The sequence below is a fragment of the Gordonia desulfuricans NBRC 100010 genome (genome assembly GCF_001485495.1).
GTDB lineage: Bacteria > Actinomycetota > Actinomycetes > Mycobacteriales > Mycobacteriaceae > Gordonia > Gordonia desulfuricans.
Genome location: NZ_BCNF01000071.1, coordinates 17,245 through 29,119, shown reverse-complemented (window position 1 = coordinate 29,119; position 11,875 = coordinate 17,245). Strand labels below are relative to the sequence as shown.

Sequence of the window (11,875 nt, the reverse complement as noted above, 5' to 3'; positions counted from 1 at the left end):
CACCCCACAACGAATGCCCGGTTTTTCCGATCAAACCCACGAATCCTCGTCGGGTTCCCACACCGAGCGGGGACAAGACCCACGTCCGCCATTCATAGGACATCGACAGCAGACCCGAAGGTTGCCGACACGGGCAAACGCGACGGCACGCCTTCGACCGGCGGTGACGTCAGCCGATTAGGGTGTTGTCATGGCAGGGCGCAGCATGGATTTCGATCCCATCGCCGAGGCGCGGGACAACTGGACCTCGGCCGGCTGGGGTGAGGTCGCCGACGGCATGGTGGCGGTGACGTCGGTGATGCGTGCACACCAGATCCTGCTCGCCCGCGTCGAGACCGCACTCCGGCCCTTCGACCTGAGTTTCTCCCGCTTCGAGCTCCTGCGGCTGCTGGCGTTCTCACGGCAGGGCGCACTGCCCATCACCAAGGCCAGCGACCGCCTCCAGGTGCACGTCACGAGCGTCACCCACGCGATCCGGCGGCTCGAGGAGGGCGGGCTGGTCGCACGTCTGCCCCATCCCACCGACGGCCGGACCACCCTCGTCGAGATCACCGACCTCGGACGCAAGACCGTCGAGGACGCCACCCGCACGCTCAACGACGAGGTCTTCGCCGACGTCGGGATGTCCGACGACGAGATGACCGGACTGGTCGGTGCCATCCAGTCGCTGCGCAAGCACAACGGCGACTTCTGAGCGGGGACTGCTCCGCACACGCGAGAGCGCCCGCCCCGATGATTCGGGACGGGCGCTCTTGCGGTCTGACGGGGCCGCTGCCGGATCGCAGCGGTGTTTCTTCAGCGGCGTGACTTCAGTGCAGTGCGGTGATGATCGCGCTGAAGTCCAGATCGGCGTGCTGCTCGGCGAACGCCTTGTACAGCTGTGCGGCGTGGGTGCCGAGCGGGGCACGGGAACCGGTGTCGGCGATGGCATCCATCGCCAGCCCCAGATCCTTGTTCATCAGTGCGGTGGCGAAGCCCGGCTTGTACTCGTTGTTGGCCGGCGACGTCGGCTGCGGGCCCGGGACCGGACAGTTGGTCTCGATGGCCCAGCAGTTGCCGGTGGCACCGGTGACGACGTCGTAGAGCGCCTGATCGGACAGCCCCAGCTTCTCCGCCAGGACGAAGGCCTCGCCCACGGCGATCTGCTGGACGGCCAGCAGCATGTTGTTACACACCTTGGCGGCCTGACCGGCGCCGGTGGCACCGCAGTGGATGATCTTGCCGGCCATCGGATCGAGGGCACCGCGGGCAGCCGCGAACGCCTCGTCGGTACCGCCCACCATGAACGCCAGGGTGCCCGCCGCCGCCCCCTTGACGCCGCCGGAGACCGGGGCGTCGATCTGGGCGTAGCCGGATTCGGCCGCCTTGGCGTTGATGTCCCGGGCGTCGGCCACCGAGATGGTCGAGCTGTCGATGAACAGCGCGCCGGTGGGTGCGGCCTGCAGGATGTCGTCGTAGACCTTCTTGACGAGTGCCCCGTTCGGCAGCATCGTGATCACGACCTCCGCGGCGGCCACGGCCTCCACCGCCGTCGGGAAGGTCTCGATCCCGTTGGCCTGCGCGGTCTTCACCGCCTCCGGAACCGGGTCGAACCCGTGCACCGTGTGTCCTGCCCCGACCAGGTTGGCGGCCATCGGCCCGCCCATGTTGCCCAGACCCAGAAAGGCGATCGTCGTCATTGCCGAAACTCCCCTAGTGTGTGTCGAATCCGTGCGATCACTTGCCCGCGAACCTCGAGGCGATGGAACGTCCGAGGACCACGCGCATGATCTCGTTGGTTCCCTCCAGGATGCGATGCACGCGCAGATCCCGGACGATTTTCTCGATTCCGTACTCGTTGAGGTACCCGTATCCGCCGTGCAGCTGCAGCGCCTGGTCGGCGACGGTGAAACAGGCGTCGGTGACGTAGCGTTTCGCCATCGCGCACTGCTCCACCTTGTCGGCGGTTCCGGCATCGAGGGCCGACGCCGCATGCCACAGCATGAGCCGGGAGGTCTGCAGCGAGGTGGCCATGTCGGCGAGCGTGAACCGGATGGTCGACTCGTCGATCAGGTTCTGCCCGAAGGCCTTTCGCGATGCCACATAGGAGGCCGCCTTGTCGAAGGCCGCCTGCGCGCCACCGAGCGACGACGCCGCGATGTTGAGCCGGCCGCCGTTGAGGCCGTTCATCGCGATGCCGAACCCGATCCCCTCGGTGGCCCCGAGCAGGGCCGACGCCGGCACACGAACCTCGTCGAGGATCACCTGTGCGGTGGGCTGGGCATGCCATCCCATCTTGTGTTCCTGTGCCCCGAAACTCAGTCCGGGTGAACCGTTCTCGACCAGGAACGTGGAGATCCCCTTGGGGCCGGCGTCACCGGTGCGGGCCATGATCACATACAGATCGGAGGTGCCGGCACCGGAGATGAACTGCTTGACGCCGGTGAGGACGTACTCGTCACCCACCCGCTCGGCGCGGGTGGCCAGCGCGGCCGCATCCGAACCGGCACCCGGTTCGGTGAGGCAGTAGCTGGCGATGGTCTCCATGCTCGCGAGCCTGGGCACCCACTGCGCCCGCTGTTCCTCGGTGCCGTACCGGTCGACCATCCAGGTGCACATGTTGTGGATGGACAGGAAGGCCGCGACGGCCGGATCGGCGTAGGCGAGCTGCTCGAAGATCCGCACCCCGTCGAGGCGGCGCAGACCCGATCCACCGACATCCTCGGAGCAGTAGATCGCCCCCATGCCGAGCTGCGCGGCCTCGCGCAGCTCGGCCACCGGGAAGTGGTCCTCGGCATCCCATGTCAGCGCGAACGGCGCCAGTCGTTTGGCCGCGAAGTCGGCGGCGGTCTCGACGATCACCCGTTCGTCGGCGTCGAGTCCGCCGGCCATGCCGCGGTCGGCGAAGGTCGTCATGGTCGGGATGCCTCAGTCCATCGTCGGGATGACGAACTCGGCGCCGTCCTTGATACCCGACGGCCAGCGAGAGGTGATGGTCTTGGTCTTGGTGTAGAACTGGATCGACGCCGGACCGTGCTGGTTCAGATCGCCGAAGCCCGAACGCTTCCAGCCACCGAAGGTGTAGTACGCCACCGGGACCGGGATCGGCACGTTCACGCCCACCATGCCCACCTCGACCCGTGCGGTGAAGTCGCGGGCGGCGTCGCCGTCACGGGTGAAGATCGCGACACCGTTGCCGTACTGGTGATCCGACGCCAGGGCGAGGGCCTCCTCGTAGTCGGCGGCACGCACGATCGACAGCACCGGGCCGAAGATCTCGTCGGTGTAGATCACCATGTCCTTGGTGACGTGGTCGAACAGGGTCGGGCCGATGAAGTAGCCGTTCGACAGATCGTTGTCGTCGAAGGTCTGCTCGGTGGCGGCGCGCTCGCGGCCGTCGATGACCAGTTCGGCACCCTCTTCGACACCCTTGCCGATGTAGCCCTTCACACGCTCGAGGGCGGCGGCGGTGACCAGCGGGCCGTAGTCGGCCTTGGGGTCCAGGCTGTGCCCGACGCGCAGGGCGTTGACCTTGTCGATCAGCTTGGCGCGCAGCCGTTCTGCGGTCTGCTCACCGACCGGGACGGCAACGCTGATCGCCATGCAGCGCTCACCGGCGCTGCCGTAACCGGCGCCGATGAGGGCATCGACGGCCTGATCCAGGTCGGCGTCGGGGAGGATGATCATGTGGTTCTTGGCGCCACCGAAGCACTGCGAACGCTTGCCGTTGGCGGCGGCCGTCTCGTAGATGTACTGGGCGATGTCGGAGCTGCCGACGAAGCCGAGGGCCTTGACGTCGGGATGGGTCAGCAGCGCGTCGACGGCCTCCTTGTCGCCGTGGACGACCTGGAAGACACCGTTGGGCAGGCCCGCCTCGGTGAACAGCTCGGCCAGGCGCACCGGCACCGAGGGATCACGCTCGGACGGCTTGAGGATGAAGGCGTTACCGCAGGCCAGGGCCGGTCCGGCCTTCCACAGCGGGATCATGGCCGGGAAGTTGAACGGGGTGATCCCGGCGACGACGCCGAGCGGCTGACGCACCGAGTGCACGTCGATCCCGCTGCCGGCACCCTCGGTGAACTCACCCTTGATCAGATGCGGGATGCCGATCGAGAACTCGATCACCTCGATGCCGCGCTGGATGTCGCCGAGCGCATCCGGATGGGTCTTGCCGTGCTCGAGGGAGAGCAGGGTCGCCAGCTCGTCGGCGTGCTTGTTGACGAGGTCGACGAAACGCATCATCACGCGGGCACGACGCTGCGGATTCCAAGCGGCCCATTCCTTTTGGGCTTCCTTGGCAGTGGCGACCGCGGCGGCGACCTCATCGGTCGTGGCCAGCGGGACGCGCGAGGCGACCGCACCGGTGCTCGGATTGAAGACGTCTGCGTGCCGTCCCCCGTCGACGGTCACCTTGGCGCCGTCGAGGTAGTGCGGGATGGTCGGAAGGGAAGAAGTTGCGCTCACCGCGAGATCACCTGGACTTCTGTCGGAGATTTCCTGACTGACAGAGCTAATACTAGGACATCCAAGTATTTCTGTGAAGGGGCGAATCCCGGCGAGCGGACGCTTAGGGTACCCTCAGTACTGTTTGCCACGACTTTTCCCTCGAAGGAGCACCACATGGCCGTCGTCATCCTCTACGGCACCGAGACCGGTAACTGCGAACTCGCCGCAGACGCCATCTCCGACGTTCTCGCCGCCGACCACGATCCGTCGATCTACGACATGAGCGAGTTCGCGGTGGAGGATCTCGACCCGGCAGACTTCCTGGTGGTGGTCTGCTCCACCTACGGCGAGGGCGAGCTGCCCACCGGCGCCGAGCCGTTCGCCGACGAGCTCGAGGCCGTCGCCCCCGATCTGACCGGCCTGCGATTCGCCGTCTTCGGACTCGGCGACACCGTCTACGGCGAGACCTTCAACCGCGGTGGCGAGATCATCGCCGAGAAGCTCACCGCACGCGGCGCCACCCAGGTCGGCGAGCACGCCCGCCACGACAACTCGTCGCCGGTCAAGCCCAGCGTCCAGGCCACCGAGTGGACCCGTGGACTGCTCGCGGTGATCGAGACCGCGAACGTCTGATCCCGACCTTTCAGGTCAGGGCCTGATCGACATGTCCTCTCCGGCCACCCCGGCCGGTCCCGCGCTGACCGCCGGGGCCGGCAGGTGGCCGCAGCGGACCGCCGACTCCTTGGCGAGTTCGACCACCGAGCGGATCATCACCGCGAGGACGAACCCCAGGAACAGTGCCGTCGGCACCGACACCTTGAGGTTCTCGCCGAGCAGGATCACGCCGAGCATCATCGCCACGGCCGGTTCCATCACGTTCATCGCGGGGAACGACGTCTGCAGATCACCGGCGCCGAACCCCTTCTGCTGGGCCACCACGGCCGCCGTCGCGACCACCACGAACAGATAGATCTCGGGGTGCAGCAGCATATGCGCCGGATGGTGGATCAGCTGGTAGACGATCGTCTTGACCAGCAGCGCACTGACCCCGAACAGGGTGCCGGCCGCCAGCCCGTAGAACAGCGCCCGATAGTGCGGGCTGGATCGTCGTGCACACAACACGCACAGCACCACCAGCGCGATCACGCACGCCACGCTGATCCAGATGATCAGGTCGTCGGGCCGTCGCATCGACGGCTCGGGTCTCGCGATCACCAGGAAGGTGCCCACGCAGATCACCAGCACCCCTCCCCACACCCACTCCCGCGCGGCCGGGTGACGGTGATCGGCCCACGCCTCCAGCGGCAGGGCGAACAGCACGGCCAGCACCACCAGGGGCTGGACCAGCAGGATCGAGCCCAGTCCGAGGGCCGCGGCCTGCAGGGCGAACCCGCAGATCGCGATCCCCGCGCCCAGCCACCACGCGCAGGTGATCGCCCCGGATTCGCGGGACGATCGTTGCCGCAGGACGGTTCCCGACGCGATCAGCAGCGCCGCCAGAACGGCGAGCAGCGCGGGAACCCAGGAATGCACGCACACCAGGCTAGAGCAGAAATCGGTCCGGCAACTGCCCCAGGACACCCTGATCTGTGCCGGATTCTTTGTGACCTGGAGATAATCCAGCCATGACCCGCACCCTCGTCCTCCTGCGCCACGGCAAGTCCGCCTACCCGGCCGGCGTCACCGATCACCGGCGTCCCCTCGCCGACCGCGGTATCCGGGAGGCCGCCCTGGCCGGGCAGTGGATGGCCGAGGAGGGCCTCGGCGTCGACGCGGTGCTGTGCTCGACGGCCACCCGCACCCGCCAAACCCTCGAGCGCACCGGCATCACCGCACCGACCACCTTCGTCGACGACATCTACGGCGGTACGCCTGGCGACATCTTCGAATCACTGCGCATCCATGTCCCGGCCGATGCGTCGACGGTCCTCGTCGTCGGACACGAACCGGGAATGCCGGCGACCGCACTGACCCTCGATCCCGACGGCGAGATCCCGCGGTTCCCGACGTCGGCGTATGCGGTGGTCACCATCGGTACCGAGTGGTCCGAGATCGGTCTGGCCCCCGATCCCGAGGCCCATCTGCTCGGGGTCCGTGTGCCCCGGGCCTGATCGCCCGGGGGCGCCGGCCCTGTCACCGGGCCGTTCTGTCCCCGATCCTGGTGTCCCCCGTTCGGTGTCCCCCGTTGCCGTGTCCCCCGTTCGGGTGTCCGCTACACGGGGGACCACCCGCCCACCTGTGGTATTCTGGTTTTCGCTATTTCGTAATCCGATATTCCGCCATCTACGGTCTTCGGTATCGACTCGTCGATATCTCGCGATCCCGACTCCTGGAGTACCCCGTGCCGCTCACCGGTCAGCCGAGCCCCGACCAGCCGCTCTACGAGATCAAGGCCAATCTGTTCAAGGCACTCGCCCACCCCGCACGGATCCGTGTGCTCGAGGTGCTCAGTGCCGCCGGCGCCCCCACCCCGGTCAGCGAGCTGCTGTCGATCATCGACATCGGGCCGACCACGATGTCGCAGCATCTCGCCGTGCTCAAACGCCACCACGTGGTGCGCGGCGAACGTACCGGCAACGCCGTCTTCTACGAGCTGGAGCACCCGAAGGTGTCCGAGCTGCTGGTCATCGCCCGCACCTTCCTCGCCGACACCCTGCAGGCCCAGCGCGAGCAACTCGACGCCATCTCGTCGCTGCCGCCGGTCACGCGGCCGTGACCCCGGCAGCCACTGCCGGGATGGGCACCGCCGCGCGGCGGCTGCGCCGGCTGCTGCCCGGCCCCGGCGACTACGCGGGTCTGCGGTCGTCGTGGAAGATCGACATCGTCTCCGGCATCACCGTCGGGGTGGTGGCCCTCCCGCTCGCCCTGGCCTTCGGCATCTCGTCGGGGGTGGGTGCGGCGGCGGGACTGATCACCGCGGTGGTCGCCGGGCTCGTGGCCGCGATCTTCGGTGGTTCTCATGTGCAGGTGTCGGGTCCGACCGGTGCGATGGCCGTCATCCTGGCCCCGATCGTCGCCGATCACGGTCTGGGCAGTATCGCCCTGGTCTCGGTGCTCGCCGGGCTGATCGTGCTGATCGCCGGGGCCGTCGGGCTCGGCCGCGCGGTGACCTTCATCCCGTGGCCGGTGATCGAGGGTTTCACCCTGGGGATCGCGGTCATCATCTTCTTGCAGCAGGTCCCGGCGGCCTTCGCCGCGGCCACCCCCACCGGCGAGCGCACCCTGCCCGCGGCGTGGACGGTGATCGTGCACGCCGACTGGGCCGCAGCCGGGACCACCCTCGGTGTGGTCGCCGCGATCGCCGTGCTCATGGCCGTCCTCCCCCGTATCCACCGCGCCATCCCCGAATCGCTCACCGCGATCGTGGTGGTCACCCTGGTGGTGCACTTCACCCACATCGACGTGGCCAGCATCGGCGAGCTGCCGTCGTCGCTGCCCGCCCCGGTGCTGCCGCACGTCGACCCGGCCGCCCTGCAGTCGCTGACGGGGGCCGCGCTCGCGATCGCCGCACTCGCCGCGATCGAGTCGCTGCTGTCGGCGCGGGTGGCCGCGACGATGTCCCCGACCGGGCCGTACGACCCCGACCGTGAACTCACCGGTCAGGGGTTGGCGTCGATGGCGTCAGGACTGTTCGGCGGGATGCCGGCCACCGGTGCGATCGCCCGCACCGCGGTCAACGTGCGGTCCGGCGCCCGCACCCGGGTCGCGGCGATCGTGCACGCCGTGTTCCTGCTCGGCGTGGTCTACCTGGCCACCGGGCCCGTCTCGACGATCCCGCTCGCCGCCCTCGCCGGGGTGCTGATGGTGACCAGCTTCCGCATGATCTCGGCGTCGACGATCCGCAAGATCCTGCGGTCCACCCGCTCCGACGCGGCGATCTTCGTGCTGACCGCGGTCATCACCGTGTGTTTCGACCTGATCGAGGCGGTGCAGATCGGCATCGTCGTCGCCGCATTCTTCGCCTTGCGGCAGGTGGCCCGGCGCTCCAGCGTGACCCGCGAACCGCTGCCGGGCCCGGCACGGCCAGGCGACGAGCACATCGCGCTATTGCGACTCGACGGGGCGATGTTCTTCGGCGCGGCCGAGCGGATCTCCACCACGATCAGCGAGGGCGCCGACGCCGTACCGGTGTCGGTGGTGATCATCCGGATGTCGCATCTGGGCATGCTCGACGCCACCGGTGCGCACACCCTGGCCGAGATCGTCACCGACCTGGAGTCCCGCGGGATCACGGTGATCATCAAGGGGGTGCAGCCCGACCACCTCACGCTGCTCACCGGAGTGGGCGTGATCGACTCCCTCCGCCACGAGAATCATCTGATGGATTCACTCGACGACGCCGTCGCACATGCGCGCAAGCATGTGGCCCTCGCCTCCCGACCGGACTCGTCAGGCTAGGATTTGTCCATCCTGCCCGGCGATCCGGGCGCGGCCATCGGGAGCATTCCGACCTGAACGGCCGGGTGTCACCGACCGAAAGGAACAAAAGCATGCGGTTGTCCGTCGCGGAGCGACGCCGACTGACCATCGAGGCCACGCTGCGGGTGATCGCGACCGAGGGCGTCGAGCATGCGACCACCCGGCGGATCGCCGAAGAGGCCGGTGTCCCCCAGTCCGGCCTGTTCTACGCCTTCGACAATCGCGACGAGCTGCTCGCGGCCGTCGTCGAGCACGGGATCAACGAGGAGCTGGCCGCGCTCACCGCACGTGTCGAGGCCCTCGAGTCGCAGGGGGCGATCGCCGATCTCCCGCCGGAGGATGTGGCCCGCGCTGGGATCGAGGCCTTCGCCAACGACGTCGTCGAGAACCCCACCCGCGAGTACGCACTGCTGTCGCTGGGTCTGTTCGCCCGCCGCACGCCCGGTCTGGAGCCGCTGGCCGCACATCTCTACAAGGGCTACAACGAGCTGGTCATCCGGATGCTGCGCGAGTTCGCCCGGATCGGCGGCTTCCGCTGGTCGGCACCGGCCGAGGAGATCGCGCCGACCGTCATCGCCGTGACCGACGGCCTCACCATGGGTTATGTGATGACCGCCGACAAGGCCTCGATGGACCGGACCGTCGACGCCTTCGTGCGGATGATGAGCACCTACGTCGCACGCTGATCGAGCGGGCGGCCGCATCCACCACCGATGATCGAGCGTCGGCCGCATCCCCACACGATGATTGAGCCGGGACCGAGCGGAGCGAGGACCCGAGTCGAAATCCCGGCAACCCACGCAGAGTGGTGACACCCCCGACGCGGCCACGTACCCGACATCGGCCGACAGGGGATTCGACACGTCTCGGATCGTGCCGCTCACCCGCCCAGTACCGGTGCCACGGGTACGCAGGGCACAGGTCGTGGGTGCGCCGGATCGAGTGCGTTGAGCACCAGGGCCGACGACCGCCGGTTGGCCACGATCGACATGTGGTCGGAGTGGTCAATCGGGCAGCCGTCCTGGACGGTGATGTTGCGGACCGTCGTTCCGGGCGGGCCGGCCAGGATGCCGACGTCATAGGGCGTGACGATCTCGTCGTCGCGGGTCACGATGTTGGTGTACTGCACACCCGGCAGGTAGGGCGTCGGTTCGCGGACCGCACGGTTGAAATCCAGATCTTGCGGCGGTGCAACACAATCCGGACATGCGGGCCGAGCGGGTTGCCGAACGCCCAGCAGCGTGCGGAATCCCGCGATCGCCTCGCCGCGGCTGTCATCGTCGTCGGGGCCCTGCCGCCAGTACGGTGCGAGCGACACATAGTGGGCGACGTGCCCGCGGCCGCCGAGATACTTCATCCAGTACGTGGGGATCTCAGTGCCCTGCGAGTGTCCGACGATGTCGACCTGGTCGCTGCCGGTGGCGGCACGGACGTGGTCGATGAATTCCTTGAGCTGCCAGGCACTGTCGGGTTTGGGGCCGAGGCCGCCGAGCACCGACACCGGCCACACGTCGCCGAGTGCCCCGTAGGTGGGGGCATAGACGCAGTAGCCGGCGTTGGCGAGTACGGGGGCGAGGGTGCCCCAGTTGGTCTGGCGCCCACCGCCACTGCCGTGGACGAGGATCACCGGCCGCGGATGGTCGCGGCCGGGACGGCAGTCGAAGTCGTTGGTCCCGGGCAGTGAGCCGCCCGGGTCGGCCAGTTCCGCCTGGATTCCGGAGAGGAACGAATACGTGACCGGCAGCGGGGCGGCGTTCGCGCGCGCCGGGGTGGCGACCAGCGCGGCCACCACGGCGATCAGCGCGATACCGAACCATCGGGTCATGACGTGACCTCCCTGTTCTGCTCGTCTGCCCTGTTCTGCTCGTCTCCCGGGACCAGGTCGAGGCGGACGCCGAGGAGCCGGATCGGGCGTCCCTCGTCGAATCTCGTCAGCAGACCGGCGACATTCGGGACGATGGCGTCGCGGTCGGTGGTCGGGGCGGGCAGTTTCATCGACTTGGTTCGGGTGTAGAACGTCGAGGTTCGCACGGTGACGGCCACCCGGAATGCCACGCGCCCTTCGGCACGAACCTGGTCGAGGAGTTCGTCGGTGAGTTCGGTTGCGGCGGTGGCGATCTGATCGGGGTCGGTGAGGTCGGCCGGGAACGTGCGGGATTTCGAGTGCGACTTGGCCTCCCACTGCTCGACGGTGATGGTGGAGTCACCGCCGCCACGGCACAGCACGTACAGCCAGTTGCCCTGGTGCGGCCCGAACCGCTCGATCAGGACCTCGCGCGGGGTGGCGACGAGTGCGTCGACGGTGGTGATGCCCATGTCGGTGAGTTTGTCGGCGGTGCGGGGTCCCACACTCCACAGGTCGATGGGTGGTGACCCGCCCATCAGCGGATTCCAGTTGCGGGCGTCGAGCAGGAACACCTTGGGCGGCAGGTCGAGGGACAGGCCCGACGCCACACCGGTGACATCGCGTTTGGCGAAACCGGTGGCCATCTTGGCGCGTTGCTTGTTGTCGGAGATCCCGACGCGGCTCGCCAGGCCGCACCGGTCCGCGACGGCCGCCCGGATGTCGGTGGCGATCTGCAGGATCTGGGCGTCCCCGATCTGCTCGTGCTGCTCGTGCGCCGATCCGGCGGCATGGTCGGGCTCGTCGAGATCACCGACCCCGATGTACGCCTCGTCCCAGCCCCACACCTCCACCGGATGGCCGAAGCCGCGCAGGGTGTCCATGACCTGCGCCGACGCCGCGTCGTAGGCGGGCATGTCGAGCGGGAGATACACCGCGTCGGGCAGTTTGCGGTAGGCACTGCGCAGCGGCATCCCCGCGCGCACCCCCTGTGCGCGGGCCTCATACGACGCACACGTGACCACCTTGCGCGCCTCGGTGGGGTCTCCGTTGCCGCCGACGATCACCGGCTCGCCGACCAGATCCGGACTGCGCAGACGTTCCACCGCAACCTGGAACTGGTCGAGGTCGATGTGCAGCAGCCACCGGTATCGGTGTGGGCTGGGCGCGCTCACATCGGCAAGGATA

12 protein-coding genes are annotated in these 11,875 nt (G+C 68.2%); 6 read left to right on the top strand and 6 right to left on the bottom strand.

All coding sequences use genetic code 11. The features are described 5' to 3' along the window. The first annotated feature begins 190 nt into the window (after nucleotides 1-190). Nucleotides 191-694 (top strand): MarR family transcriptional regulator, encoded by a 504-nt coding sequence (locus GD1_RS12645; protein ID WP_059037313.1) that lies wholly within the window; start codon nucleotides 191-193, stop codon nucleotides 692-694. A 115-nt stretch (nucleotides 695-809) separates the two neighbouring features. Here GD1_RS12645 and mmsB read toward each other — a convergent pair whose 3' ends face one another. Genes mmsB through GD1_RS12630 form a run of 3 tightly spaced genes read right to left on the bottom strand, consistent with a single transcriptional unit; the run spans nucleotide 810 to nucleotide 4,443 of the window. Beyond that, nucleotides 810-1,679, bottom strand: a complete 870-nt coding sequence (gene mmsB / locus GD1_RS12640; RefSeq protein WP_059037311.1) for a 3-hydroxyisobutyrate dehydrogenase — start codon at nucleotides 1,677-1,679, stop codon at nucleotides 810-812. A 37-nt stretch (nucleotides 1,680-1,716) separates the two neighbouring features. Further along, nucleotides 1,717-2,895, bottom strand: a complete 1,179-nt coding sequence (locus tag GD1_RS12635; protein WP_020792016.1) for an acyl-CoA dehydrogenase family protein — start codon at nucleotides 2,893-2,895, stop codon at nucleotides 1,717-1,719. Between the two features lie 12 nt (nucleotides 2,896-2,907). Further along, the gene (locus GD1_RS12630) at nucleotides 2,908-4,443 is read right to left on the bottom strand and encodes a CoA-acylating methylmalonate-semialdehyde dehydrogenase (protein ID WP_059037309.1); all 1,536 of its coding nucleotides are present in this window, start codon (nucleotides 4,441-4,443) and stop codon (nucleotides 2,908-2,910) included. Nucleotides 4,444-4,599: 156 nt separating this feature from the next. On the opposite strand from GD1_RS12630, the gene GD1_RS12625 reads away from it, so the two are divergent. Next, a complete protein-coding gene (locus GD1_RS12625) occupies nucleotides 4,600-5,058 on the top strand; it encodes a flavodoxin domain-containing protein (protein ID WP_020792020.1) in 459 nt (152 codons plus the stop codon). A 15-nt stretch (nucleotides 5,059-5,073) separates the two neighbouring features. Here the strand turns inward: GD1_RS12625 and GD1_RS12620 are convergent, their stop codons facing one another. After that, nucleotides 5,074-5,958 (bottom strand): DMT family transporter, encoded by an 885-nt coding sequence (locus tag GD1_RS12620; RefSeq protein ID WP_020792019.1) that lies wholly within the window; start codon nucleotides 5,956-5,958, stop codon nucleotides 5,074-5,076. 92 nt (nucleotides 5,959-6,050) lie between these two features. Between GD1_RS12620 and GD1_RS12615 the strand changes: the two genes are divergently transcribed. The 4 genes from GD1_RS12615 to GD1_RS12600 all read left to right on the top strand — a co-directional run bounded on the left by GD1_RS12615 (nucleotide 6,051) and on the right by GD1_RS12600 (nucleotide 9,530). Then, nucleotides 6,051-6,536, top strand: a complete 486-nt coding sequence (locus GD1_RS12615; RefSeq protein WP_059037307.1) for a SixA phosphatase family protein — start codon at nucleotides 6,051-6,053, stop codon at nucleotides 6,534-6,536. A 230-nt stretch (nucleotides 6,537-6,766) separates the two neighbouring features. Next, nucleotides 6,767-7,141 (top strand): ArsR/SmtB family transcription factor, encoded by a 375-nt coding sequence (locus GD1_RS12610; RefSeq protein WP_059037305.1) that lies wholly within the window; start codon nucleotides 6,767-6,769, stop codon nucleotides 7,139-7,141. 20 nt (nucleotides 7,142-7,161) lie between these two features. Continuing rightward, nucleotides 7,162-8,823 carry a SulP family inorganic anion transporter gene (locus GD1_RS12605; RefSeq protein WP_059037303.1) on the top strand — a complete coding sequence of 554 codons (1,662 nt, stop codon included), beginning with the start codon at nucleotides 7,162-7,164 and terminating at the stop codon, nucleotides 8,821-8,823. Between the two features lie 92 nt (nucleotides 8,824-8,915). Beyond that, entirely contained in the window at nucleotides 8,916-9,530 is a 615-nt protein-coding gene (locus GD1_RS12600) for a TetR/AcrR family transcriptional regulator (RefSeq protein WP_059037301.1), read from the top strand. Nucleotides 9,531-9,724: 194 nt separating this feature from the next. On the opposite strand, the gene GD1_RS12595 is transcribed toward GD1_RS12600, so the two are convergent. Both GD1_RS12595 and GD1_RS12590 read right to left on the bottom strand, forming a co-directional pair. Beyond that, complete coding sequence (locus tag GD1_RS12595; protein WP_059037298.1) at nucleotides 9,725-10,669, bottom strand: esterase/lipase family protein; 945 nt, start codon at nucleotides 10,667-10,669, stop codon at nucleotides 9,725-9,727. Beyond that, on the bottom strand, nucleotides 10,666-11,862 hold the full coding sequence (locus GD1_RS12590; protein WP_059037296.1) for a DNA polymerase IV: 1,197 nt from the start codon (nucleotides 11,860-11,862) through the stop codon (nucleotides 10,666-10,668). The genes GD1_RS12595 and GD1_RS12590 overlap by 4 nt, the downstream gene beginning before the upstream one ends. Nucleotides 11,863-11,875: the final 13 nt, after the last annotated feature.